Raw genomic sequence first — 25,757 nt, 5'->3', positions numbered from 1 at the left:
ATTAGCGCTGGTGTTCCGGCAGCACGATATTGACTTCCAGTACCTCAAAGTCGTCCTGACGTTCTACTTGTACCTTGATATCGTCCAGGTTGACCGAGACATACTTGGAGATGACCTCCATCAGCTCGCGCTGCAGCGCAGGCAGGTAGTCGGGCGCGCTACGGCCATTGCGTTCGTGCGCCAGGATGATTTGCAGGCGTTCGCGGGCAATGGAGGCGGTTTTCTGGCGTTTGCCAAAAATCATATCGATCAGGGACATGGCTTAGCCTCCAAACAGACGCTTGAGGAAGCCGATTTTTTCGGCTTCCAGGAAGCGCATAGGGCGGTCTTCACCCAGGAAACGGGCAACCACGTCGGCGTAGGCTTCGGCCGCATCGCTACCCTTCAGATGGATGGCGGGCGTACCGGAGTTCGATGCCTGCAGAATGGCTTGCGATTCCGGAATCACGCCGATCAGGTTCACGCGCAGGATTTCTTTGACGTCGTCTACCGACAGCATTTCGCCCTTGTCCACACGGCTAGGGGAATAACGGGTAATCAGCAGATGCTCTTTTACCGGCTCGCGGCCTTCGATGGCGCGGCGGGATTTGGACGACAGAATGCCCAGGATGCGGTCGGAGTCGCGCACGGAAGACACTTCCGGGTTGGTCACGACGACGGCTTCGTCGGCAAACAGCAGCGCCAGCAGTGCGCCTTTTTCGATACCGGCAGGCGAGTCGCACACAATGTACTCAAAGCCCATGTCCGCCATGTCTTTCAGTACTTTTTCCACGCCTTCTTCGGTGAGCGAGTCCTTGTCGCGGGTTTGCGAGGCCGGCATCACGTAAAGGTTGTCGCAGTGCTTGTCCTTGATCAGGGTCTGGTTCAGCGTGGCTTCACCGTTGATCACATTGATCAGGTCGTATACCACGCGGCGCTCGCAGCCCATGATCAGGTCCAGGTTACGCAGGCCGACGTCGAAGTCGATCACCGCAGTCTTGTGGCCGCGCAGTGCCAGGCCGGATGCAAAACTGGCACTGGTAGTGGTTTTGCCCACACCACCTTTGCCGGAGGTAACAACAATGATTTTTGCCACGATGGTCTTCCTTGCGTCGTCGTGATTCGTGTTATTCGCCAAGCGCCGTCATGACGAGGCGCTCGTTTTCTAGATAAATCTGGGTCGGCTTGCCCTGAATGCTGTCAGGCAGTGCTTGCTCTATGGTGCGATAGACACCGGCAATGGATACCAGCTCGGCTTCCATGCCCTGCACAAAGATACGGGCCTGGGTGTTGCCCCGTGCACCGGCCAGTGCACGGCCGCGCATAGGGGCGTACACGTGGATGCTGCCATCGGCGATCAGCTCGGCGCCCACGTTCACGGTGGCCAGTACCACCAGATCGCCACCTTTGGCGTAGATCTGCTGGCCGGCGCGTACCGGGCGGTCCACGATCAGGGTGTTTGCTGCCACCGGTGCTGCGGCGGGCGCGGCGACCGGGGCTGGCTGGCTGGCAGGTGGCGCAGCCAGCTCGCTGCGTGGGCTGGCGCTGGCATTGACATAGGCCAGGCCGTACAGGCGGGCCAGCTCGGCCACAGCCATGTCGCGGTGGCGCAGGGCAATGATGCGAATGCCTTTGGCCAGAAACAAGGCGCGGATCTGGTCCAGATCCAGGCTGGCAGGGTTGTCGATGGCGTCCAGGTCCAGCAGAAAAGCTTCGCTTTGCGAGGCATCGATCTGGTTGCCAAAGCGGGCTTCCAGCGCCGCTTCCAGCTGTGCGCAATCACCACTGCGCAGCAGCACCGCCAGCAAGTCCAGGCTGGCAGATTTGATATCAAAAGGGTTGGCCGCAGGGCTCATTGTGTGGCTTCGCTACCGGATAGATTTAATTTATCACCGGAGTGTAAAGCTTTGGCGACGGCCTTTCAACGCATGCATGACATATTCGTTCGCCTTGATGGCAAAAGGCAAAACTGCCTGTGGCGTTTTCTGTTTTGCCCTGGCGTGAAGGTATTTGCGGGCTTGACATGCTTAACGTGTCTGTCATGTTTGGTGGCCATGATGTGTCAAAAGCTGTTGTAAAAAGAGGGCCTTAGTTGCGGTGCTGATGCAAATTTGCTTGACATTGCTGCACTGCAATATAAAATCCGTATTGCTGCAATGCAGCAACGAGACTAAACGACGGTTTTGCTGCTGAGTTCTCACATTCGAAAAGGATCATGTCCATGTTTACCAACGCACAAGAATTTTCCGCTTTCGGTCAGGCACAGTTTGATAAAGCCGTTCGCCTGTCTTCCATTTTCCTGTCCAGCGCCGAGCGCCTGACCAACCTGCAGCTGGAAATCTCCCGCAAGCTGCTGGCTGCCAACGCTGAAACCCTGAAGCAGCTGACCGCCATCAAGGACCCGAAAGCGTTTGCCGAATTCCAGGCCGGTCTGGCCCAGCCTAGCCTGGACAAGGCACTGACCACCGCTCGCGAAGTGTACGACGCGACCCTGGTAACCCAGACCGAGCTGACTTCCTTTGTGGAAGAACAAGTGGCTGAAACCAACAAGCAAGTACTGGATGTGCTGGACCGCTTTGCCAAAAACGCACCGGCTGGTTCCGAGCCTGCAGTACAAGCACTGAAAAACCTGGTGACCTCCAGCAGCGCTGCGTTTGAAAATGCTTCCAAAACCGCTAAAAAAGTAGGCTCCGAGTTTGCTGAAGCCAGCGTTGAAGCTGCCGAAACGTCGGCCAAGGCTGCTACCGCTGCTGTTAGCCGCGCTCGCAAGACCCCTGCTACGCCAGCAGCCTGATCGCTCGCTAGTACATGAAAAGCCCGCTTCGGCGGGCTTTTTCTATTTCAGGTGTGCTCTGTGGGCAGCAGGCTATCAAACAGCTTTCTGGCGGGTTGACCCAGCTCCAGCGCCAATGCCAGTAGTGTGGCTAGCGTCAGGGCGTAATGGGTTTGCTGTTGCGGTGGCTGGCGAAAACTGTCCAGCACGCTTTCTACATCCTGTGGCTGCTGATCGATGCCATGCTGCGCGAGATAATGCCGGCACAAGGCTGCCAGCTTGTCGGCCAGCTGTTGCTGCTGGCGAACCAGGCTCAGCCAGTCTATCTGTACCGCAGCGCCCTGCATTTGGCTGGCATGCTGTGCCAGCGCCGGGCCGGCCAGGTAAAACAGGCTATCAAACACACGTTTGCACAAGCCTGCAGCGCCCAGTGGCCCGCAGTACAGCCACGGCTGCCCGGAACCTGCCAGCATTTGCAGCAAAGTCTGACACTGCTGGTACTCGGTGGGCTCTCCCGCTACCAGTAGTGCGGCAGGGGTGTGTGGTAAAGGTTGCCAGAGCAGGCACAGCTCAATATGGCCACCAGGGTAGCTGGCGCCCAGTGGCAGGGGCCCGCAATGTAGCGTGATGTCTTGCCAGATGATGAGGTCATGGCCTTGGGGCGTGCACAGTGCGGCTTGCTCGGCTGGCAAGCGGTGCAGCAGGGTATCGCGGTCATGACTGGGTGCAAGCATGGTAGCGGCTAGCTAAGTTTCCATTCGAATGTTTGCAGCCGCTTGATAAACCAACTCAGGGCCTGACCGGGCTGGCTTTCTTTCCAGGCATAGTGCAGCTGGACCGGAGCGCGCTTTTCTTCTACTTCCTTGATTACCAGCCGGCCGGCAGCTACATCGTCATGGATGCGGCAAAGTGGTAGGAAACCTACTCCAAGGCCGGCGCGTTGAACAGCGATTTTGTCTTCTACTGTGGCAACGGTCAGACGGCTTTGACCTTCTTGTATCGAAACACTACGTGGAGGCAAACTGCGTGACGTATCTGCCGCCACAGCGACGCGGTAACGGCGTATCAAATGCTGTGGAATGGGCTCGTCTGCCGTAGCCAGGGGGTGGTCAGGTGCCACGCAGAACACGAACTTGGTCTTGCCCATGCTGCGAGTCTGGAACACACCGCCCTGGCTGTTTTCGGTGGCGCCAATGGCCAGATCTGCCCGGCCGTCTACCAGCGCATCCCAGGTCCCGCCAAATACTTCGCGTGTAATGCGCAGCTCGGTATCTGCCCCTAGTTGGTTGAACTCTTCCAGCAATAGCAGCACATCGTCAAAGAACAGCAGATCGGACATGGCAATGCGCAGCTCGCCCTCCCAGCCTGTGGCATGAGTTTTGACACGGCTCTCTATCATGGCGGCCGAATCCAGCAAGGAGCGGCCTTCTTTCAGCAGCAGCTCGCCGGTGGAGGTCAGCCTGGCTTTGTGGCCGCTGCGGTCAAACAGCTGCACGTTCAGGTCTTGCTCCAGCTTTTGCACACTGTAGGTGATGGCAGAAGGGACGCGGTACAGCTCTTCTGCGGCGGCGGCAAAGCTGCCACGCCGGTCGATGGCATCCAGCACCATCAGGGCATCAAGGGATAGTTTCATCTTCAGAATATCTGAAAAAAAGTGTCAGAAAGTTACGCTATATCCATCACTGGCACAGCAATATACTGCCATTGACAGTTTGCTGCAGTACAAAGCGTTGGTTTGTCAGCCATTTTTGATATTGGCACGGCCACTTTGCTATTGCCGGATTTTCTGAATTAGCGTGCTGTTTGCCAGCTAGCCTGATGGCACAGCCATGCTATGACTTCGTTCTATTTATATAGGTGAAATGCGATGACTACCAAACTTGCCGTTGTTTATCACAGTGGTTATGGCCACACCGCCAAGGTGGCAGAGCACGTGGCAGAGGGCGCTCGTGCTCATGCCGAGGTGGTGCTGCTCAATGCTGACGAAGCGACTGCACGTATTGAAGAGCTGGCCGCATACGATGCCATCGTATTTGGTGCACCCACCTATATGGGTAGTGTGTCCGCACAGTTCAAAGCTTTCATGGATGCCAGTGCCAAGGTCTGGTATAGCCAGGGCTGGAAAGACAAGATCGCCGGTGGTTTCACTGTGTCCAATAGCCCTAGCGGCGACAAGCTGAACACCCTGCAGCAGCTGTCGGTGTTTGCAGCCCAGCACAGCATGATCTGGGTCGGTACCGGCCTGATGCCCGGCGGCACCATTGGCAGCGACATCAACCGCTACGGCAGCTCGCTGGGCCTGATGACCCGTACTGACAACGCGCCAGCCGAGGTCACGCCCGATGCCGCCGACCTGGAAACCGCCCGACTGTTTGGCGCCCGCCTGGCAGCAAAAGCCGCGCAGTTCAAACGCGGCGCCTGATGCGGCCAACCGTATTGCAGGCAACAAAAAAGCCGGGGTAACCCGGCTTTTTTGCGTGCGGCGGCAGGCTTAACCTTGCTTGGCGCGCTCGATACCTTCGTTCAGCTCGCGGGTCGCGTCTTCCAGTGTGCCCCAGCCGTTGATCTTGACCCATTTGCCTTTTTCCAGGTCTTTGTAGTGCTCGAAGAAGTGCACCATCTGGTCGCGCAGCAGCTGTGGCAGGTCTTCCAGTTTCTGGATGTCCTTGTACATCGGGCACAGTTTTTCTACCGGCACGGCGATCAGCTTGGCATCCACGCCGCCGTCGTCTTCCATCTTGATCAGGCCCAGGGCGCGGACGCGGATCAGCACGCCAGGAGGCAGCGGGAACGGGGTAACGACCAGCACGTCTACTGGGTCGCCGTCACCGGCGATGGTTTGCGGTACAAAACCGTAGTTGGCCGGGTAGAACATGGAAGTGCCCATGAAACGGTCTACACACAGGGCGCCGGTTTCTTTGTCGAATTCGTATTTGATCGGGGCGCTGTTGGCGGAGATCTCGATCACAACGTTGATGTCGTTAGGCATGTCCTTGCCCGGGCTGATCAGGTCGATATTCATACGCGGTGTCCTTGTTAGGGTAGGGTAGAGTGAAACAAACCACGGGATTATAACAGCAGCACCGGCAAGGTATAATCGCCACTATTGATGACTGCCATAAGCCAGCATGATGCTAGACAAACTGATTACAGAATTCGACCGCGGCCTGCGCACCCTGTTTGCGCCGGCAGTCAGCAGCCGCCCCCGCCCGGACCACGCGCTAGTCGAGGCCGAGCTCACGGCAGCGGAAAAACAACATGCCATCGGCCTGATGCGGGTGAACCACTGCGGCGAGGTATGTGCCCAGGCCTTGTATCAGGGCCAGGCGCTCACCGCGCGTAACCCTGCTGCGCGCGAGGCACTGCGCCACGCCGCTTTCGAAGAGGTAGAGCATCTGGCCTGGACCGAGCAGCGCATCCGCGAGCTGGGCGGCCGCCCCAGCCTGCTGGGCCCGGTGTGGTACACCGGCTCGCTGGCCATTGGCGTCACGGCCGGCCTGCTGGGCGACAAGTGGAACCTGGGCTTTCTGGAAGAAACTGAAAAGCAGGTTGGCGCCCACCTGGATAGCCACCTGCAGCAGCTGCCGGATCAGGACGCCAGAAGCCGCGCCATCGTGGCGCAAATGCGCGACGACGAGCTGAAGCACGCCGACATGGCGCATGATTTTGGCGCCGCGCCACTACCACTGCCGGTGAAAGGGCTGATGAAGCTCACCGCCAAGGTGATGACTGCTACGAGCTACCGCGTGTAAGCCACCCCTCCCAATAAAAAAGCCCGCGCAAGCGGGCTTTTACTGATGCTGCGCCATGCGGCCAACCCCAAGGTTGGCCGCCGCCGCTTAGAAAAACACGAAAGTCAGCAGCACAAAGGTAGGAATCAGGAACAGGCAGGCCCAGCCGATGTAGGCAAAGAAGCTGGGCATGGCCACGCCGCGTTCTTCCACGATAGCTTTCACCATGAAGTTCGGCGCGTTACCGATATAGCTGTTGGCACCCATGAACACGGCACCCATGGAGATGGCCATCAGCGTGGTGGCACCATCGTGCATCAGGTGGGTGGCATCGCCACCGGCCAGGTTGAAGAACACCAGATAAGTCGGGGCGTTATCCAGGAAGCTGGACAGCGCGCCGGTCAGCCAGAAATACGCAGCGTTTACCGGCACACCGTCTGGCGTGCTGACCATGCTGACCAGCTCGGCAAAGGCGCCGGCCTTGCCGGCTTTCAGCATGGCCAGTACCGGAATCATGGTGATGAAAATGGCGGCAAACAGCTTGGCTACCTCCAGCATCGGGCCCCAGTTAAAGGCGTTCGCCTGACGGCAGCGGCCCGGGGTGAGCTTGAGCGACAGCAGGGTTACGCCCAGCAGCAGGATATCGCGCACCACGTTTTGCAGCTCGATATCCAGGCCGGCAATCTGCCAGCTGATGCCCGGCTTCCAGATGCCGGACAGCAGGACGGCCACCACAATGCCGCCCAGCAGCGCAAAGTTCACTTTGCCTTCAATGCTTACGCGCGAGTCCGGCGTCGGGTCCGGCAGCGGCGGCAGGTCCTCTTCCTTGTGGTAGTAGTGGCGATCCAGCAGGTAGAACACCACCAGCAGGATAGCGCTGGCCAGCGCCATCGGCGCCAGCATGTGCACCATGGTCCAGCCAAAGCCCACGCCCTTCAGGAAGCCCAGAAACAGCGGCGGGTCGCCCAGTGGTGTGAGCGAGCCGCCGATATTGGCCACCAGAAAGATGAAGAACACAAACACGTGTGTTTTGTAGCGGCGGTTGTCGTTGGCGCGCAGCAGCGGGCGAATCAGCAACATGGCCGCACCGGTGGTGCCGGTAAAGCTGGCCAGCACGGTACCCACGCCCAGAAAGCCCGTATTCAGCAGCGGCGAGCCGTGCAGGTTACCGCGCAGGTAAATACCGCCGGCCACGGTAAACAGCGACACCAGCAGAATGATGAACGGCACGTATTCCAGCACCAGCGTGTGCGCCATTTCGTAGGCGGTAGCGCCCAGGCCGTGGCTGGCGGCAAACGGTACGATGAACAGCAGCGACCACACGGCAGCGATCTTGCCGAAATGGTGGTGCCAGAGGTTGGCCGCTAACAGCGGCAGCAGGGCAATGGACAGCAGCATGCCGGCAAACGGCAGTGCCCAGGCAATAGCCAGTTCGCCGCCGTTGATGCTGGCCTGCGCAAACGCAGGTAACAGCAGCAGGGCGCCGGCCAGCAGGTGCGGCAGACGGGAGAGGTTCATGGTGAATCCTGTGTTGTCGGTAACGCAGCCCGTTCCGGCGCCGGATGCGTCGTCCTTTATGGTTTGCTCTGTCAGGGGGAAACCGGAAGCGCGGCAGTTTACCAGCATCTGCCGCTGGCGGGGCTATCAGGGCTTTCCCCTTGCTGTTGCAGAATGTAAACAGCTGATATGCCAAGCAAAACGGCACCGCATGTTAAGGCGGTGCCGTGTGCCGGTGGTGGGGGATTTAGCCGGGTAGTGTGCTGTGACAACGCGCCAGTAGCGCGGCCCAGCCTGGCTCGGCGGCACTGCCGTCTTTCAGCGCCACGCCGCTACCCTGCTGCAGCGCGGCGCGTATCAGCCAGGCCAGCTTGAATGCCGCCAGCCGGTAGGGCAGGCCGGCCGGGCGCACATTAGAGATGCAGTTGCGTTCCGAGTCCATGCGGCCAACCTTTGGCGCGCTGGTCAGGTACACGCCCAGGCTGTCTGGCGAGCTCAAACCCGGGCGCTCGCCCAGCAGCATCACCACCAGCCGCGCCTGCAGGCACTCGCCGGCTTCATCAGCCAGCGCCACGCGGGCCTGGTTGGCGATGACGACCGGGCCAATGTGCAGGCCCGCCTCGGCCAGATACGGCAGGGTGGCGGCCAGCAGGGGGGCGGCGTGGCTGGCGGTGGCCAGCGACGACAGCCCGTCGCCCACCACAAACAGCACGTCGCAGCCATCCGCAGCCTGTGCCAGCAGCTGTGCGCGGCTATCGGGGTGCAGCCTGCGGCCCAGGTCGGGGCGCTGCAGGTACTGCGCACGGTTGGCCGACGCCGACTGCACCTGCAGCACGCGATGGCCAGCCTGCGTGAGCGTGGTAGCCAGCGCGGCGCTGTCCAGCGGCGTGTGTACCGCGTCGCGCGCCTGGGCGTGGGCCAGCGCAAAGCGCAGCGTTTCGCGGGTAGGCAGGCTGGCACCGGCACGGCCCAGCGCGATGCGCGCTACCGTGTGCTGGCCCAGCGCCTGCCAGCTGTCTTCGGTAATGGTTTCAGGGTTGGCCGCGGCGCCGGGGAAGGGAATCACGCTCATGCTACGGTCTCCATCAGGCCCAGGAGTGGCGGCTGCTGGCCGTGTGCCTGCAGGCGGCCAGCGCGTGTAATGGCCATGGTTTCCAGCCAGTCTTCGAATTCCGGTGCGCGTTTCAGGCCCAGCAGCTCGCGCAGGTATAGCGCGTCGTGAAAGGACGTGCTCTGGTAGCCCAGCATGATGTCGTCGGCGCCGGGTACGCCGATGATGAAATGGATGCCTGCAGTACCCAGCAGGGTGAGCAGGGTGTCCATATCGTCCTGGTCGGCTTCGGCGTGGTTGGTGTAGCAGATGTCACAGCCCATGGGCAGGCCCAGCAGCTTGCCGCAGAAATGGTCTTCCAGCCCGGCGCGGATGATCTGCTTGCCGTCGTACAGGTATTCCGGGCCGATAAAGCCCACCACGGTATTCACCAGCAGCGGGTTGAAATGCCGCGCCACGGCGTAGGCGCGGGCTTCACAGGTTTGCTGGTCGGCGCCCCAGTGTGCACCGGCGGAGAGCGCGCTGCCCTGGCCGGTTTCGAAGTACATCACGTTGTTGCCCACCGTGCCGCGCTGCAGGCTGCGCGCGGCGTCGTGCGCCTCTTGCAGCACGGCCAGGTTGATGCCAAAGCCGCTGTTGGCCCGCTCGGTACCCGCTACCGACTGGAACACCAGGTCCACCGGCGCACCGCGGCCTATCAGTTCCAGGGTAGTGGTCACGTGGGTCAGCACACAGCTTTGCGTGGGGATGGCGTAACGCAGGCGCACCTCGTCCATCATCGCCAGCATGGTGTGGATGGCCTCCGGGCTGTCGGTGGCCGGGTTGATGCCGATTACCGCGTCGCCGGCGCCGTACAGCAGGCCGTCCAGCATGGCGGCGGCAATGCCGCGCGCGTCGTCGGTGGGGTGGTTGGGCTGCAGGCGCACGCCCATGTGGCCAGGCAGGCCCTGGGTATTGCGAAAAGCGGTGACCACGCGGCATTTGCGCGCCACCAGGATCAGGTCCTGGTTGCGCATCAGCTTGCTGACGGCGGCGGCCATTTCCGGCGTGACGCCAGGGGCCAGTGCGGCCAAGGTCGCAGGGTTGGCCGCATCGGACAGCAGCCAGTCGCGAAAGCCGCCCACGGTCAGGTGCGCCACGGCAGCAAAGGCGGCGGCATCGTGGCTATCGATAATCAGCCGCGTGATCTCGTCGTCTTCGTACGGGATGATGGGGTGCTGCAGAAAGTCGCGCAGCGGCACGTCGGCCAGGCAGTAGCGTGCCGCTACGCGCTCTTCGGCACTGGCGGCGGCTACGCCGGCCAGCAGGTCGCCGGAGCGCAGCGGCGAGGCGCGGGCCAGCAGGGTTTTGAGGTCGGCAAAGTGGTAACGGCGCGGGCCGATGGTGATGTGGTACATGGTGCTTCAGGGCCGGCGCAGCCGGCCCTGCCTCGACGGAGTATCAGGATGCTTCGGTGGCCAGCACGGGTTTCACTGCGGGTTCGCTGGCCTCGCCGTGCAGCAGCGCGTCGTGCGCGGCAGCGGCACGCTGGCGGTGGGTCGCCAGGTAGTAGGCAAAGCCGGCCGCCATAATGGCCAGGAACAGGCCGGTCAGCATGGTGTTGTAGTACCCCATGGCCACCAGGCAGACCAGCGCGCAGCCCAGGGCAATGGCCGGCAGCAGCGGGAACAGCGGCGCGGCGTAGGGGCGCGCCAGGGCTGGCTCGCTGCGGCGCAGCTTGAACAGCGACAGCATGGACACGATGTACATCACGATGGCGCCGAATACCGATAGCGTCACGATGTTGGCGGTCAGCGGTAGGCCGCCAATCTGGATAAAGCTATCGCTGAAGATGGCCGCGATACCGATCACACCGCCGGCCAGAATGGCACGATGCGGGGTCTTGAAGCGCGGGTGTACCACCGCCAGCGCGGGGGGCAGGTAGCCGGCACGGGCCAGCGCAAAGATCTGGCGCGAGTAACCCATGATGATGCCGTGGAAGCTGGCGATCAGGCCGAACACACCCAGCCATACCAGCATGTGCAGCCAGCCGCTGTCACCGCCCACAATCACCTTCATGGCCTGCGGCAGCGGGTCGTTGATATTGGACAACGTGCGCCAGTCGCCCACGCCACCGGCCATCACCATCACGCCCAGCGCCAGCGCGACCAGTGTGAGGATGCCGGCAATGTAGGCGCGCGGAATGGTGCGCACCGGGTCGCGTGCTTCTTCGGCGGCCATAGCGGCGCCTTCGATGGCCAGAAAGAACCAGATGGCAAACGGAATCGCCGCAAAGATGCCGCCAATGGCCGCCAGGCTGAAACCGTCGCTGCCGGCCCAGCCGTGGGCGGTAAAGTTGGCCCAGCTAAAGCCTGGCGCTACCAAACCCATGAACACCAGCAGCTCGAAAATGGCCAGCAGCGTGACGCACAGCTCGAAGGTAGCGGCAATGCTCACCCCCACGATGTTCAGCGTCATGAAGACCAGATAGGCACCGCAGGCAATCCACTTGGCGTCCAGCGCCGGGAACTGCACGTTCAGGTAAGCGCCAATCGCCAGCGCGATGGCCGGCGGGGCAAAGACGAATTCGCACAGCGTGGCAAAACCGGCTACAAAGCCACCCACCGGGCCAAAGGCGCGACGGGCGTAGGCAAACGGCCCGCCAGCATGCGGGATGGCGGTGGTGAGTTCGGTAAAGCTGAAAATGAAAGCGGTGTACATCAGCGCCACAAATAGCGTGGTGGCCAGAAAGCCCAGCGTGCCCGCCTGTGCCCAGCCGTAACTCCAGCCAAAGTATTCGCCCGAGATCACCAGCCCGACGGCGATGCCCCAGAGCTGCCAGCCGCCCAGCTTGCGTGCCAGGCCATGGTTGCTTGTGCTCATTGTTGTTGCTCCATGCTTGTTTGCTCCCTGCCCGCAGCACCCGCTGTCAGGCCTTCAACGCCATGGTAGGAAGTGCGTTGCGGGGGCCGGTATCGCAAAACGGAAATTGCACTGGCCATGTTTGCCGGCACTTAGCCGCTTTTGCTGCATGGCAGCAAAAGACGTGCCGACAGCTTGCCCAGCGGCAGTGCGGCTGGCGGCTGGCATGGCTCCGTGCTGCACCGTGCTGGCGCATGCGGGGGCAGGGGGGTGCACAGACATGGCGAATTTGCCGGTTTTGGATAGCCAACGTCATGCCGCCGGGCTGGTGTGAATATTGCTGCGGACAAGTGTGGTTTTTGATAAACGGAGGATGCCATGCAAGCACTGACCGGCATGGCCAGCATGCAGCTGACCACCCGCATGGCCGAAGACGCGGCCGATCACGCTGCCTTTATCACCGGCTGGCAGCAGGACTACGCCCAGCTGTCCTGCGGGCGTTACCAAGGGCGGCTGGACGAGCTGTGCCTGCCGCGCCTGCAGCTGTTTCGCGAGTTTTCATCCTGCGAAACCTGGCAGCACTGCCAGCCGTGGCCAGATGCCATATGGTTCGGCATCCCGCGCCCTGGCAGTAGCGGCCAGCTGCGCTACTGTGGCCGCAGCGTGCCGGAAAACACGGTGCTGTTGTCGCCTGGCGGCAGCGATTTCACATTGCGCACCCCGCCGGGTTTCCTGATCTACGGCATGGTGCTGCCGCTAGCTTTGCTGGACTTGCACGCGCAGCTGATTACCGGCCTCCATGCCCCGGCAGTCTGGCGCCAAAGCGGCACGCTTACCCTGCCGGTAACGGCCTACACCCGCTTGTGCTACGCGCTGGACAGCATTCTGGCGAGCCCGGCCGACAGTGCTGCGCCGTCGCGGCTGGCGCTGGCCAGTATCACCGCGCTGGTACAGGCGCTAGTACAGGGGCAGGGTGGGGGCCATGTTGGCCGCAGTGTGATCCAGCAGCGCCATCTGGACTGGGTGAATACCGCCAGCGCACTGGCGGCCAGCCCGGCCGACACGCTGCCTACCGTCGAGATGCTGTGCGAGCAGCTGCATGTAACCCGCCGCACCCTGCAAAACGGTTTTCAGGAGGTCGTAGCCACCAGCCCGCTGCAGTGGCTGCGCGCGCTGCGTCTTAATCACATCCGCCAGGCATTACGCCACCACCCGCTGGACGATACCCCCATCAACGATCTGGCTGCCGCCTGGGGCTTTGCCAGCCCCAGCCACTTCAGCTACGACTATCGCCGCCTGTTTGGCGAAACGCCCAGCCAGACGCGCCAGCGTGCTGCCGGCCTGGCCTCCAGCTAGGCACGCCCTGCGCCTGGCAAGGTGGCCCGCCGGTTTCTTGCCTGCTTCTCGCCGGTTTAGGCATGCATGCCCCCTGGCCATCAGCATCCCGGCGGGCAGGGCTGGCCGCATGCCTGTTACGGGTGCGACCAACTGCCTGGCTCTGTTTGACATCGTACGTTCTGCTGCCTTCTGCTTGAAAAGCTGTATGGCATGGGCCTTGATTGGTAGATAATATTTGCTTTGTCATTCGACAGTTAACGCTAAAAAAACAAGGCCGTTTTTCCTGCGAGCTTTTATTGCTTTTTTATTGATTGCAAGCGATGTCGGTCTCCGTGCGCAAAGGGTGTGGGGTAGAGGATGCTAACGAAGGAATCTGGACGCCTGCTACACAAGCGGGCTGGCCAAGCTCGGTACAGTGTGGAGGCGGTCTTGCTATGGCCTGTCGTCGTGGCGACGTTCGCCGCCCCAGCCTGGGCGCTGGATGTGCCTGTGGTACCCCTGGTGACGAACGCATCGACTCAGACGCCGTTAAACCTGCTGGTACTGGGTAAAGACCACAAGCTGTTCTACGAAGCCTACGACGATGCGTCCGATCTGGACGGTGACGGCCTGGTAGATACACGCTACAAGCCCGCTAGCATTGACTATTACGGCTATTTCGACAGTAAGAAGTGCTATGTCTACAGCAGTGGCCGTTTCGATCCTGTGCAGACGACATCCAATAAGCAGTGCAATAGCGGCAGCAATACCGAGCAATGGTCCGGCGACTTTCTGAATTACCTGACCACCGCGCGTATCGATGCCCTGCGGCGCGTGCTATACGGTGGCAGCCGCTATCTGGATGAGGCTGTATCCGGCAACCTGAGCAGCGGCCGTGTTGTGCTGCAGCGGGCCTACATTCCACAAGATGCCCACGCCTGGGGCAAGCAATACACCAGTATCGCGGTGGACGGGTACGATCTTAGCCGTTACGCGCCTACCGCCTGGCAGCCCGCTAGTGGCGAGCGCACCTTGTTTGCCAACGTCACCATTGGTACCGAGACGGATGCCCCCCTGCTGCGCGTGGTCAAAGTGCCTTCCTCTGTGAGTATATGGAACTGGCTAAGCAAGGAGCGACCGGTAGCCGGTAACAGTTACAACGCGGGCAATGGTGATGTGTCGATCAGCCCTAGCAATTTGAACGTACGGGTCAGGGTGTGTGACGCCAGCTTTCCCGAAGACAACTGCAAGAAATACAGCGATGGCAGCCTGCGCCCATCCGGCCTGCTACAGAAGTACGGCGACAGTAACCGCATGCGCTTTGGCCTGCTGAGCGGTAGCTTTGACCGGCCGCTGGATGGCGGCGTGCTGCGCAAGAATATCGGCGATATCAGCGACGAAATCAGCACCACCAGTGGCCAGTTCCTGAGCGACAGCAACGGCATCATCAGCACGCTGAACAAGCTGCGGGTCGTGGGTTTCAAAAACTCCGACTGGACCTACGGCTGCGGTTGGGAGTTGTCCAACGACCTGGGCAATATCGGCAACTGCCGTAACTGGGGTAACCCGCTGGCCGAGATGATGTACGAGGCGCTGCGCTACTACGCCGGCCTGGGCAAAACGTCGGCGTTCAGTAGCGCTACCTCGGTAGATAGTGGCATGGGGCTGCCTGTGGATGTGAACTGGCAAAACCCCTACGGCCTGGATGGCAGTAACAAACCGCGTAATTACTGGTGTGCCAAACCCAATATCACCCTGATCAGCGACGCCTATACCTCTTACGATACCGGGCTGCCCGGCTCGCCGTTTGATGAAGAGGGGCGGGCCAGTCTGGGTTCTTTCAGCATGCTCAGTGCAGGCAATACCCTGTGGAACTGGGAGTTTGCCGACGGCAGTACCCGCAGCCGTAACATCGCCATTGGCGAGCTATCCACGACCAAAACTAACGACCTGGCACCGACACTCAAAGCGGCCAGCTCCTTTGCCACCATCCGCGGGCAAACACCGGGCGAGCCTACCCGTCAGGGGGGCTTTGGCACATCATTGCTGGCTTACTATGCCCGCAGTAATACCCTGGTTAACCCTGCCAGCAGTAACAAGCCCAGTGACATCAGCCTGCTACCCAAGATCAATACCTACGCTGTGTCCTTGTCTTCGCCGTCGTTGAAAGTGAGTATCCCGCTGGCGGGTAAGCAGGTCACCATTCAGCCCTTTGCCAAGTCGGTGGGGGGCTCGGGGGTTCCCAAGAATGGCTATTACCCTACCGACCAGATTGTGGACTACTACGTGACCCAGGTGGCCAATACGGCACCATCCAACTACGACGCCAGCGTCAATGGTGGCCGGCCTTACTACAAGTTTTCCATCAATTATGAAGACGTGGAGCAAGGCGCCGACCACGATATGGACGCCATCGCCGAGTACACCATTGCGGTGACCAGTGCTGGCAAGGTCAGTGTGGCGGTGGATTCCACCTATGCTGCAGGTGGCATCGACCAGCATATGGGCTACATCATTACCGGGGTGAAACCGGTAAAGAACGGCCGTAGTGATGGTTTGTACCTGGTGGTGAAAGACGTCGGTGGCGGGGCGGTCAACTACGCGCTGGACTATCGTGATACCGGCAATAACAGCTGCAAGGCAACGGCCAATGATTTGCCGTTGAAGTGCACGCTGGAATTTGAGGTGGATACCAGTGCGTCGGCGGTTACCAAACTGAACGACCCGCTGTGGTATGCGGCCAAGTACGGCGGCTATGCAGACAGTACGCTGGCGAACAGCCCGTCTGCTTTCAACCAGATCTGGGATAACGATGGTGACGGCGTGCCGGATAACTACTTTCTGGTGGTGAACCCGCTCCGGCTGGAGACGCAGCTGGCCGCCGCATTCGACAGCATCGCCCGGCGTGCCGGCTCGCTCACCTCCGGCAGTGCCACCTCGCTCAAGGTGATGGCCGATTCGCTGTATTTCGAAACCACCTTCGATTCGGCCAACTGGACCGGCGAGCTGTCGGCCTACAAGGTGAACCTCAGCAGTGGCGTGGTCGATACCGGTACCACCTCTACCTTGCAATGGTCTGCTGGCGGCAAGCTCACGTCAGAGAAAGTGGCCGGTGCCGACCGCAAGATCATCGCCGGTAGCAATAGTGGCGGCATACCGTTCCGTGCGGCCAACCTGCAGACTGCCGGGGTGCTATCCAGCTTGCGCGAAACCAGCGAAAGCAATGATACCAACGCCCAGAAACGTGTGGATTACCTGCGCGGCAGCAGCAGCAACGAAGGTTCCGGCAGCGGCCAGTACCGTGCCCGCACCCAGACCAAGCTGGGCGACCTGTTGCGCTCGGCCCCCCTGTATGTCGGCGCGCCTTACTACCAGGTAGAGCAGAGCAGCGACTACGACACCTTCCGCAGCAATAACCTCACTCGTACCCCCATGGTGTACGTTGGCGGCAACGACGGTATGTTGCACGGCTTCAAGGCTGCCACCGGCGAGGAGGCTTTCAGCTTTATCCCCAAAGTGTTCCTGAAAACCGGCGAGCGCTCCAAACTGGTGGATGTGGTACGGCAAGGCTATGCCGCTACCCACCAGAACTTTGTCAACGGCCAGCAGACCCGTGCCGAAGCGAAAGTCGGCACCCAGTGGCGCACCCTGCTAGCCGGGGCGCTGGGCGAGGGCGGGCGCGAGCTCTACTTGCTGGACATTACCCAGCCGGCCAGCGTGTCGGAAAGCAATGCGGCCAACCTGGTGAAATGGGAGTTCAACAACAGTGACGATAGCGACCTGGGCCTGACCTTTGGCCGCCCCTATATCGCCAAACTGAATGACGGCAACTGGTACGTGCTGGCCCCCAATGGCTATTACGACAAAAGCAGTTTCCCCGCCGCGGATAGCGCCGCCACGCGCAAGTCCGGGCTGTTCATCCTGCCGGTTAACAAAAGCGGGGCATGGGTCAACCAGCCGGGTAACGCCAGCGGCAGTAGCTACTTCAAACTGATGACATCGGTGGTAGGCGAAAATGGCCTGTCCGAGCTGCGCCCGGTAGACCTGAACAAGGATGGCAAGGTCGATATGGTGTATGCCGGTGACCTGCGTGGCAACGTGTGGAAGTTCGACCTCAGCAGTGCCACGCCTGCGCAGTGGCGCGTGGCAAGCCAGCCGCTGTTTACCGCGACCGGGCCGGATGGATACATCCAGCCCATCGTGGTGGCGCCTGCCGTGGCGTACAACACCGAGCGTAGAGTGGATAACCCCAGCGTGAGCCAGCCTGGGCTGATGGTGTATGTCGGCACGGGCAAATTCATCGAACAGTGCGACAAAAGTGCCGGCGAATGCGGCAAGAACGACCTGGTACGCAAACGCGAGTCGGCCACCAATAGCGTGTACGGCCTCTGGGATTACGGCGGTAGCGTGTGTGGCCGTCACGAGCTGCGGGCGCAGACCATTGGCCAGTACACGGCCACCGGCGGCACGGTGTACCGCACGCTTACCCGGCATGCCGTGGTGTTTCCACCCAGCCATATCATCGCCACGTCTTGCAGCAACAACGGCAGCCCGCGCACTTTTGTCACGGACAAGCTGCTGGGCGGCACCCAGTACCCGTTTACCGCTACGCCCCCCTCATCTGACTACCGGCTGGGCTGGTACCAAGACCTGCCGGTCAGCGGAGAGCGCGTGATTACCGACCTGACCCAGACTGCCAAACAGCTGCAATACCTGACCTATGTCCCTGATGTTTCGGTGAATGGCTGCGCCACCCAGGCGGCAGAGGGCTACCTGATGGCGGTAAATACGCAGACTGGCGGCGCGTTCAGTGACACATCCATTGTGATTACCGACCAGGTGGATGACGCGAACAAGAGCAAACTGGCGTATACCGCCGGGGTGAAAGTCAACGCTGCCTTCGGTTACAACCTGTTTGATGCCCCGAAAGGCAGCAGCTTTTACAGCATGCAGGACAAGCCCTACCAGCCATTTCTGGTGGGTAAAAACTACGAAGGCTGTGCCAACAACGTCAAGACCAGTGCCGGGCAGACCGTACGGCTAAACGCTGGTGCCAGCTGCAGCCGCACGGTACAGCGCGTGAGCTGGCGCGAGGTGATGGAGGACTAATCGCCCACCCTGCGTACCAGCAGGGCGGGTAGCTACGGTGATGGCGTGGGGCTTACCACAGGTGGCCGGGCACATAGGTTACGCCGGCCACCAGTGGGCGGGCCGTGCGTACCACGCCGGCTTTGCTGATATGCGGCCAACCTTCTGCATCCAGGCCGTCCTGGCAGACTTGAGTATGCAGCTGGCCGCCGGGGTGTTCGATGGTGACCTGCCGGGGGTTCGCCGGGTCGAGTTGTGCCAGGCGGTGCGCCAGCGTGCCTGGGATATGGCAGGCAGCAGCCACGCACAGCGCGCCGGTGACGGCGTGGGCAGCGTGGCAGTTCCACGGCACAAAGTAGCGCGAGCAGATCTGCCCACCTGCGGCAGGTGGTGCCAGCAGGACCACTTTGGGTAGCACCTGGCCTGTGACATCGCCCATGCCCATACGTAGCGCGGCCTGGCGTCGCAGTGTTTCTATGCGGGCCAGTAGCGCACTGTCCGCATCCAGCTCGGCCTTGCTCTCGTAGCCGCTTTTGCCCAGCGCGGCGGCGGCAATGAATACGATAGGGCTGGAAAAATCCACGCAAGACACCTCTATCCCGTCTATCACGTCAATGGCCTGGCCGGTGGGCATCAGCTTGCCGGTTTTGGCGCCGGCGGCATCCATGAAATTCAGCAGGATGGGCGCGCCACTGCCGGGCACGCCGTCGATGTGTACATCGCCTTCGTAGTTCACCTTGCCCCCCGGCGTTTGCACGACAGCTTCCACCACCTTGCCGGTGTTCTGGTTGTAGATGCGTACCGATGTGTGCGGTTTGTCGGCGGCGACCAGGCCATGCTCCAGCGCAAACGGCGCGACCCCGGCCAGCATATTGCCGCAGTTGGGCGAGGTGTCTACCGAGGCGTTGTCTACCGATACCTGGGCAAACAGGTATTCCACATCGATGCCTGGCCGGCTGGAGGCCGACACCATCACCACCTTGCTGGACAGCGAGTCCCCGCCACCCAGGCCGTCGATCTGGCGGCGGTCGGGCGAGCCCATCACGGCCAGCAACACCTGGTTACGGCGTGCTTCGTCCTGCGGCAGGTCGCTGTGCAGAAAGAAGGGGCCTTTGGAGGTGCCACCGCGCATGACGACGCAGGGAATGGGGATCAACATGGTTGTTACCTCGGTAGATGGATCATTTACCGGGGCATTGTCGGTACGGCTGCCGCATAAGAGAAATGAATTTATTTCTGCAATTAATGCGCTTTTGTAAATTATAGATCTTGCGCCGGGTAGGCTTTCACCATTTCGTACAGCGCCTGCGCTGCCGGTGACAGCTCGGCCGTTTTGCGGGTTATCAGCACCAAACCGCGTGACACCACCGGGTTTTGCAGCCGCATCACGCGGATATGCGGGTAGGCATCCTGCTGCAGTGCCAGGCCGGGCAGTACGGCGGCGCCCACGCCTTCGGCCACCAGACCCAAGGCGGTAGACACGCGCTGCACTTCGTACAGCGACTGCAGGGTGACCTGGTTTTCTTCCAGCGTACGGTCCAGCAGCGGGCGGTTGCCGCTGAACTGGCCAATGGAAATCAGCGGGTAGGGCTCCAGATCACGCCATTGCAGCGTGGGCAGGGCGGCCAGGGGGTGGTCGTCGCGGCACACCAGCACAAATTCGTCTTCGATCAGCGGCACGCCCAGCAGCTCGGCATGGTGGCTGCCGGCAATGGTGATGCCAAACTCGGCCTCGCGCTGCAGTACCGCGCTGGATACCCCGGCCGAGGTGTGGTCCAGAATCTTGATGTGGTTATCGGGGTACTGCGCCGAGTAGGCCTGGATGATGCGCGGCAAGAAGCGCACGCCCACGGTGGGTACGCAGGCAATGGTGACACTGCCGCGCTTGAGGCGGCCAGTATCGCGGATCTCGGTCAGCGAGCCGGCCAGCTCGCCCAGCAGGCGCTTGGCGTGTGGCAGGAACTCTTCCCCCACCCGCGTGAGTGCTACCGAGCGCGTGGTGCGCTCGATCAGCTTGACCCCCAAGTAGTCTTCCAGGTTTTGCAGGCGCCGGGTAATGCCGGCCTGCGACAGAAACAGGCTGTCGGCCGCGGTCTGGAAGCTGCCGCTCTCGGCAATGGCGATGAAGGCTTGTACGCCGATGGTGTCGATTTTCATGCGCTAAGCTCAATAATCTGGCAGATAAATTTACTTTACTACGGTCTGCAAGCTTTGCACACTGGGCGCTGTCTGCTCCGGCAGTACAGCAAAAAGTACTCCCTTGTGTTGGCCACCTGCCGCGGTGGCCATTTTTTTTGGCAGACTATTTATCAGTTTTTAGCAATAATCATAAAAAACAATGCATTTAACAAAACAAAAAGACGCCACCACAATGCAGCGCAAGCAGCTGGCAAACGCCTACGCTGTAGGGCAAACACAATACGGAGAGACACCACCATGAAAAAACTGACATCCCCCCTCCTCTTGGCCACTTTGCTGCTGGGTTCCCAGGCGGTGTTGGCCGCCGACCCTATCGTGATCAAGTTCAGCCACGTGGTGGCCACGGACACGCCCAAGGGGCAGGCTGCCGAGTATTTCAAGAAACTGGTGGAGGAGCGCACCAAGGGTCAGGTCAAGATCCAGATCTACCCCAACAGCCAGCTGTACAAGGACAAGGAAGAGCTGGAGGCGCTGCAGATGGGCTCGGTACAGATGCTGGCACCCACCACCAGCAAGTTCGGCCCGATGGGCTTCAAGGAGTTCGAAGTTTTCGACATGCCCTACGTGTTCATGAACGAAGACCAGGTGCACAAAGTCACGCGTGGCCCGGTGGGCAACAGCCTGATGCAAAAGCTGGAAAGCCGCGGTATCAAAGGCCTGGCGTTCTGGGATAACGGCTTCCGTGTGTTCAGCGCCAACAAGCCGCTGAAGGTGCCGGCAGACATCAAAGGCCAGAAGATCCGCATTAACTCGTCCAAGGTCAATCAGGCCATTATCCAGTCGGTAGGTGCACTGCCGCAGACCATGGCGCTGTCCGAGGTGTACCAGGCCATGCAGACCGGCGTGGTGGATGGCGCCGATGGCAACGTGTCCAACCTGTACACGCAGAAGCAGTACGAGGTACAGAAGTACGTGGTGGATACCCGCCATTCCTACAGCGGCTACGCCGTGGTGGTGAACAAACCGTTCTGGGACAAGCTGCCGCCAGCCATCCGTACCACGCTGGAAGGCGCGATGCGCGATGCCACCGTGTACAACGACCAGATGGCCGAGAAAGACACCAACCTAGCCTACGAGCGCATCAAGGCCAGCGGCAAAACCCAAGTCTACGTGCCCAGTGCCGCCGAGAAGGCCGAGTGGGTAAAAGCCATGCAGCCAGCGTTCAACGACATCGCGCCGCGCATCGGCATGGCCACCATCAACGCGGTGCGTAGCGCCATCGCCAAGTAAGTCTTTTCCAGCGGGTGGCCGTGCTGCCCGCCGTCTCCTGCTTTCTGCGAGGTCGTCGTGAAATTCCTGGATCATCTGGAGGAATGGCTGATTGCCATTCTGATGGGCGCTGCCACGCTCATCACTTTCGTGGCCGTGCTGCACCGTTATGGTAGCGGTACCGCCTGGCTCAACCCCTTGCTGTCCGGCATCCACATGAGCTGGGCACAAGAGCTGACCATTTACCTGTTTGTGTGGATGGCCAAATTCGGTGCTGCTTATGGCGTACGTACCGGTATCCACGTGGGCGTGGACGTCTTGATCAACAAGCTGTCCGAGAAAAACCGCAGCAAATTCATTGTGATCGGCCTGCTGTCCGGTGCTCTGTTCACCGGCATTGTCGGCACGCTGGGTGCCGGTTTTGTGTGGGAGATCGCCCATACCGACCAGACGTCGGTGGACCTGGAAATCCCGATGTGGCTGGTCTACCTGGCGGTGCCGCTGGGTTCTTACCTGATGTGCTTCCGTTTCCTGCAAGTCACCGTGGGCTTTCTGAAGACCGGTAGCCTGCCCAAGCACGACCACACCCACGTGGAAGGCATGGACGACCTGCCGGAAAACAGTAACTGGTACGCCATGGACGACAACCTGCATCCGCAAGATGTAAAACGCGGAGGAACACACTGATGAGCACCCTGATTATCTTTGGCCTGCTGATTACGCTGATGCTCACCGGCATGCCGATCTCCATTTCGCTGGGCCTGACCGTCCTCACCTTTCTGTTTACCATGACAGATGTACCTATCGAGTCGGTGGCGCTGAAGCTGTTTACCGGTATCGAGAAGTTCGAAATCATGGCGATTCCGTTCTTTATCCTGGCCGGTAACTTCCTGACCCACGGCGGGGTAGCGCGGCGCATGATCAACTTTGCCACCAGTATGGTGGGGCACTGGCACGGCGGCCTGGGTCTGGCTGGCGTACTGGCGTGTGCATTGTTTGCCGCCGTATCGGGTTCCAGCCCGGCCTGCGTGGTAGCCATCGGCTCCATCCTGCTGCCGGCCATGGTGAAACAGGGCTTCCCGCCACGCTTTGGTGCCGGCGTGATTACCACCTCCGGTGCGCTGGGCATCCTGATTCCGCCGTCCATCGCCATGGTGATGTATTCGGTAGCCACCAATACCTCGGTGGGCCAGCTGTTCATGGCCGGCGTGATTCCTGGTTTGATGCTGGCGACCTTGCTGGGCCTGACCACCTGGTACCGTGCGCGCAAGTTCGGCTACCCGCGTCTGCCCAAGGCCAGCGTGGCCCAGCGCATGCATGCCCTGCGCGAAAGCTTCTGGGGTTTGTCGCTGATCGTGCTGGTGATTGGCGGTATCTACAGCGGCATTTTTACCCCCACCGAAGCCGCGGCCATGTCTGCCGTGTACGCCTTTATTGTGGCGGTGTTCATCTACAAGGACATGACGCTGAAGCAAGTACCGAAGGTGCTGCTGGATTCGGCCAGTATGTCGTCCATGCTGCTGTACATCATCACCAACGCCGTGCTGTTCTCGTTCCTGATGACCAGCGAAGGCGTACCGCAGGCCATGGCTAGCTGGCTGATCGATGCCGGCCTGGGCCCGATTGCCTTCCTGCTGGTGGTGAATGTGATCCTGCTGCTGGCAGGCAATGTGATGGAGCCCTCGTCCATCGTGCTGATTTTTGCCCCCATCCTGTTCCCGGTGGCCATCGCACTGGGCATCAACCCGGTGCACTTCGGCATCCTGATTGTGGTGAACATGGAGGTCGGCATGTGTCACCCGCCAGTGGGCCTGAACCTGTATGTGGCTTCCGGCATTACCAAGATGGGCATTACCGAACTGACCATCGCGGTATGGCCATGGCTGCTCACCATGCTCGGCTTCCTGGTGCTGGTGACCTACGTACCGTCTATCTCGCTGTGGCTGCCCAGAACCCTGGGCATGATGTAAACCTCCGCTCGGGCCTTGCCCATGCCTTACCCCGCGTCTGACGCGGGGTTTTTTTATGCAGATTGGCCGCAGGCAGGGCTTGTTCCTTGTGCTGGCGGCCATGACCCGGCACTTTTTGCATGGGGCAGGCGGTGGTTTGACTGTGGTACAGAAAAATCCCCCCATCTTCTCCAAGCGGTAAGGAGAGAATATGGGGGGATTATCTGCGGTATCAGACACTAGGCATCAGCCTGCCCGGCGGTGTACCTAGGCAGCCTGGTGCCGTCTTGAGTGTGGTGTCAAAGCAGCTTGGAAATATCCTTCGCGTCCCAGTGCGGGAAGCGAATTATTTATAGTTTTTATATAAAAATCAGCTATTTAGTGTTTTATTCTTTTGAATTGGGGGTACGTTGGGGGGTTCGTTTGGCCGTGACTGAGTTTTTGAGTCGCTGTGCCTCCCCAGACACAGAGTGGCTCTATCCTGAAATGCAACATTAGTTGAGTTCGGCCATACCTTTGTGAGTCAACTTCGTAACATCCTTGCGTCGATACTCTCCTGACGGTAAGCAAATCTCGACCTAGTAGAGCTGTTGGTGTCGGATCAGGCCGCTACCTTGATGGTGCTGTTGGGTGACAGCATGATCGGAGAGGTTATCGGTACCGGCGATATTCTGATCGTAAATTGTAGCATTACCCAGTCACACGGCATGACCGTGCTTGCCGAGGAGTTCACCGTTAAGCGCCTGTTCCGGCGCGGCACCCGCGTGGCGCTGATTCCCGAAAATCCCCCACCAGCCTATCGAGCTGCACGACGGGCAGGGACTGTAGATCTGGGGCGTGATCAAGTCCTGCATCAAGCAGTTCTGCTAGCCATGCCGCTGTTTGCCTTGGTGGACGACTGCAGCGTTTACCCCAGCTGTGAGCGAGTGTTCTATCCAGATTTCAGCAAGTCAATTGTGGTGGTTACGGCTGTTCGCTTGTGCATCAACCAAGAATGTATGCCGATCTTATCACTCTGATACGTATTCCAGATGTGCATGAGTACGTCACTTGGCTTTCTCGTGACACCGCTGTGCCGGAGGTGTCTGAGAACTCAATGTCGCTGACAATGCGTGGCTAGTTCTTTGGTCTTAATGTTAGCGTGCATATATTTTTTCTACATGTTGAATTAATTGCGATCATGGTTGTGATTTTTTATATTTTTTAAATAATATATTTCAAGTCCTCTGGGTTTGGTAATGTATTAATTTCTCTATCCTCCCTTTGGATGAACTCTCTGATCGCTTGGCTAATAACTGCATTCTTCTTTTTGCCATGCTTAACCAGGTAATCAACTAGCATTGTTGATGTTAGGTTGTCTAATTCTATATTTGTTTGATTTCTATCTTTGTTTTTTCTTATATTGTTTATTTTTCTCTCGTACTCAAGTTTAATTGTTCTTAATATATCAACTCTATTTCTGTGTGAAAACATGAGTGTCTTTATGATGTTGTCTAATTTTGTTTCTTGTTTAAATCTTGGTATTGATTGTGGTATTTCAAGTGCATGACGTCTGTTCTCTATGAATTTTATACTCATATCAAGTTTATCATTTTCATCATTAATGCTTGATTTAATCCATTTTTCAAAGTTTAACTTGAATTTAATGTGGCGAATCCAGGTTTCTTTTATTGTCAGCGAGAAGTTAAATCTGTCTGTGGCTGATTCTTGCATGACGTCAAAGTATGCGCATAGTTCTTCTTGTATATTCTTGAATCCCAAGTTTTTATTTCGGCCATGCATAGATATTTCTGCTATTTCTCCAGTGTAATATTCTAAGAATAATTCTAAATCGGCATGGTCACTTTCTTGTTTGATTATGAAGTCTAATGCCAGGCGCTGACTTGCATTTGAAATAATGCTCATGGCTTGAAGTGTCTTAGGGTCTTTGACTCCTTTTTTGAAAGCCTCTTGTATGCTCGCTAGATAGTCGTTGTCTAGTCTAGGTACATGCTTAGTAACTTGAGTGGGCGTATCTGCTTCGTAAAGATCCAATAGGGAAAATGCATTGAATAAGCGAGTTTGATAGTTATTTTTCATTTAAAATCTTTCATGACAAATAGGTAATCGCGGGGTTTGATTAG

At 59.4% G+C, this 25,757-nt stretch carries 22 protein-coding genes; 9 read left to right on the top strand and 13 right to left on the bottom strand.

Annotated elements, in window-relative coordinates:
• Position 1: 1 nt before the first annotated feature.
• The 3 genes from minE to minC are packed head-to-tail and all read right to left on the bottom strand — an operon-like array spanning position 2 to position 1,835.
• Positions 2 to 259, bottom strand: a complete 258-nt coding sequence (gene minE / locus ACZ9XP_RS15150) for a cell division topological specificity factor MinE (RefSeq protein WP_017510129.1) — start codon at positions 257 to 259, stop codon at positions 2 to 4.
• 3 nt (positions 260 to 262) lie between these two features.
• Entirely contained in the window at positions 263 to 1,075 is an 813-nt protein-coding gene (minD, locus tag ACZ9XP_RS15145; RefSeq protein WP_147683086.1) for a septum site-determining protein MinD, read from the bottom strand.
• Positions 1,076 to 1,106: 31 nt separating this feature from the next.
• The gene (gene minC / locus ACZ9XP_RS15140) at positions 1,107 to 1,835 is read right to left on the bottom strand and encodes a septum site-determining protein MinC (RefSeq protein ID WP_147683088.1); all 729 of its coding nucleotides are present in this window, start codon (positions 1,833 to 1,835) and stop codon (positions 1,107 to 1,109) included.
• A 359-nt stretch (positions 1,836 to 2,194) separates the two neighbouring features.
• Between minC and ACZ9XP_RS15135 the strand changes: the two genes are divergently transcribed.
• Positions 2,195 to 2,773, top strand: a complete 579-nt coding sequence (locus ACZ9XP_RS15135) for a phasin family protein (RefSeq protein WP_240803368.1) — start codon at positions 2,195 to 2,197, stop codon at positions 2,771 to 2,773.
• Positions 2,774 to 2,820: 47 nt separating this feature from the next.
• Here the strand turns inward: ACZ9XP_RS15135 and ACZ9XP_RS15130 are convergent, their stop codons facing one another.
• Both ACZ9XP_RS15130 and ACZ9XP_RS15125 read right to left on the bottom strand, forming a co-directional pair.
• Positions 2,821 to 3,486 carry a hypothetical protein gene (locus ACZ9XP_RS15130; RefSeq protein ID WP_465188723.1) on the bottom strand — a complete coding sequence of 222 codons (666 nt, stop codon included), beginning with the start codon at positions 3,484 to 3,486 and terminating at the stop codon, positions 2,821 to 2,823.
• 8 nt (positions 3,487 to 3,494) lie between these two features.
• Positions 3,495 to 4,385 carry a LysR family transcriptional regulator gene (locus tag ACZ9XP_RS15125; RefSeq protein ID WP_170253537.1) on the bottom strand — a complete coding sequence of 297 codons (891 nt, stop codon included), beginning with the start codon at positions 4,383 to 4,385 and terminating at the stop codon, positions 3,495 to 3,497.
• A 234-nt stretch (positions 4,386 to 4,619) separates the two neighbouring features.
• On the opposite strand from ACZ9XP_RS15125, the gene ACZ9XP_RS15120 reads away from it, so the two are divergent.
• On the top strand, positions 4,620 to 5,174 hold the full coding sequence (locus ACZ9XP_RS15120) for a flavodoxin family protein (RefSeq protein ID WP_465188722.1): 555 nt from the start codon (positions 4,620 to 4,622) through the stop codon (positions 5,172 to 5,174).
• 69 nt (positions 5,175 to 5,243) lie between these two features.
• Here ACZ9XP_RS15120 and ppa read toward each other — a convergent pair whose 3' ends face one another.
• Complete coding sequence (gene ppa / locus ACZ9XP_RS15115; protein WP_017510136.1) at positions 5,244 to 5,774, bottom strand: inorganic diphosphatase; 531 nt, start codon at positions 5,772 to 5,774, stop codon at positions 5,244 to 5,246.
• A 109-nt stretch (positions 5,775 to 5,883) separates the two neighbouring features.
• On the opposite strand from ppa, the gene coq7 reads away from it, so the two are divergent.
• A complete protein-coding gene (gene coq7, locus ACZ9XP_RS15110; protein ID WP_465188747.1) occupies positions 5,884 to 6,504 on the top strand; it encodes a 2-polyprenyl-3-methyl-6-methoxy-1,4-benzoquinone monooxygenase in 621 nt (206 codons plus the stop codon).
• Between the two features lie 87 nt (positions 6,505 to 6,591).
• On the opposite strand, the gene ACZ9XP_RS15105 is transcribed toward coq7, so the two are convergent.
• From ACZ9XP_RS15105 to eat, 4 genes are all read right to left on the bottom strand, one after another.
• Positions 6,592 to 8,001 carry a sodium:proton antiporter gene (locus ACZ9XP_RS15105; RefSeq protein WP_465188721.1) on the bottom strand — a complete coding sequence of 470 codons (1,410 nt, stop codon included), beginning with the start codon at positions 7,999 to 8,001 and terminating at the stop codon, positions 6,592 to 6,594.
• A 226-nt stretch (positions 8,002 to 8,227) separates the two neighbouring features.
• Positions 8,228 to 9,052 carry an ethanolamine ammonia-lyase subunit EutC gene (gene eutC, locus ACZ9XP_RS15100; RefSeq protein WP_147683096.1) on the bottom strand — a complete coding sequence of 275 codons (825 nt, stop codon included), beginning with the start codon at positions 9,050 to 9,052 and terminating at the stop codon, positions 8,228 to 8,230.
• Positions 9,049 to 10,428, bottom strand: coding sequence for an ethanolamine ammonia-lyase subunit EutB (locus ACZ9XP_RS15095; RefSeq protein WP_465188720.1), 1,380 nt, complete (start codon positions 10,426 to 10,428; stop codon positions 9,049 to 9,051). The genes eutC and ACZ9XP_RS15095 overlap by 4 nt, the downstream gene beginning before the upstream one ends.
• 43 nt (positions 10,429 to 10,471) lie before the next feature.
• A complete protein-coding gene (eat, locus tag ACZ9XP_RS15090; RefSeq protein WP_147683100.1) occupies positions 10,472 to 11,893 on the bottom strand; it encodes an ethanolamine permease in 1,422 nt (473 codons plus the stop codon).
• Between the two features lie 357 nt (positions 11,894 to 12,250).
• Here eat and ACZ9XP_RS15085 point away from each other — a divergent pair, with 357 nt between their 5' ends.
• Positions 12,251 to 13,228 carry a helix-turn-helix domain-containing protein gene (locus ACZ9XP_RS15085; protein WP_147683102.1) on the top strand — a complete coding sequence of 326 codons (978 nt, stop codon included), beginning with the start codon at positions 12,251 to 12,253 and terminating at the stop codon, positions 13,226 to 13,228.
• Positions 13,229 to 13,657: 429 nt separating this feature from the next.
• Entirely contained in the window at positions 13,658 to 18,298 is a 4,641-nt protein-coding gene (locus ACZ9XP_RS15080; RefSeq protein ID WP_465188719.1) for a pilus assembly protein, read from the top strand.
• A gap of 52 nt (positions 18,299 to 18,350) precedes the next feature.
• Here the strand turns inward: ACZ9XP_RS15080 and ACZ9XP_RS15075 are convergent, their stop codons facing one another.
• The gene (locus tag ACZ9XP_RS15075) at positions 18,351 to 19,436 is read right to left on the bottom strand and encodes a 4-oxalomesaconate tautomerase (protein ID WP_465188718.1); all 1,086 of its coding nucleotides are present in this window, start codon (positions 19,434 to 19,436) and stop codon (positions 18,351 to 18,353) included.
• 101 nt (positions 19,437 to 19,537) lie between these two features.
• Positions 19,538 to 20,434 (bottom strand): LysR family transcriptional regulator, encoded by an 897-nt coding sequence (locus tag ACZ9XP_RS15070; RefSeq protein ID WP_465188717.1) that lies wholly within the window; start codon positions 20,432 to 20,434, stop codon positions 19,538 to 19,540.
• 279 nt (positions 20,435 to 20,713) lie between these two features.
• Here ACZ9XP_RS15070 and ACZ9XP_RS15065 point away from each other — a divergent pair, with 279 nt between their 5' ends.
• The 4 genes from ACZ9XP_RS15065 (at position 20,714) to ACZ9XP_RS15050 (ending at position 24,653) form a co-directional block, all read left to right on the top strand.
• Positions 20,714 to 21,706: a DctP family TRAP transporter solute-binding subunit gene (locus ACZ9XP_RS15065; RefSeq protein WP_465188716.1), complete on the top strand. Its 993-nt coding sequence runs from the start codon at positions 20,714 to 20,716 to the stop codon at positions 21,704 to 21,706.
• Positions 21,707 to 21,763: 57 nt separating this feature from the next.
• Positions 21,764 to 22,372, top strand: a complete 609-nt coding sequence (locus ACZ9XP_RS15060; protein ID WP_465188715.1) for a TRAP transporter small permease — start codon at positions 21,764 to 21,766, stop codon at positions 22,370 to 22,372.
• A complete protein-coding gene (locus ACZ9XP_RS15055) occupies positions 22,372 to 23,655 on the top strand; it encodes a TRAP transporter large permease (RefSeq protein ID WP_465188714.1) in 1,284 nt (427 codons plus the stop codon). Before ACZ9XP_RS15060 ends, ACZ9XP_RS15055 begins: the two co-directional genes overlap by 1 nt.
• A 572-nt stretch (positions 23,656 to 24,227) precedes the next feature.
• Complete coding sequence (locus ACZ9XP_RS15050; protein WP_272750395.1) at positions 24,228 to 24,653, top strand: LexA family protein; 426 nt, start codon at positions 24,228 to 24,230, stop codon at positions 24,651 to 24,653.
• A gap of 184 nt (positions 24,654 to 24,837) precedes the next feature.
• Here the strand turns inward: ACZ9XP_RS15050 and ACZ9XP_RS15045 are convergent, their stop codons facing one another.
• Entirely contained in the window at positions 24,838 to 25,713 is an 876-nt protein-coding gene (locus ACZ9XP_RS15045; protein ID WP_465188713.1) for a hypothetical protein, read from the bottom strand.
• Positions 25,714 to 25,757: the final 44 nt, after the last annotated feature.

The organism is Vogesella perlucida (assembly GCF_979366545.1).
Note: the sequence above shows the minus strand (reverse complement) of the source record. Positions and strands in the feature narration are given on the sequence as shown.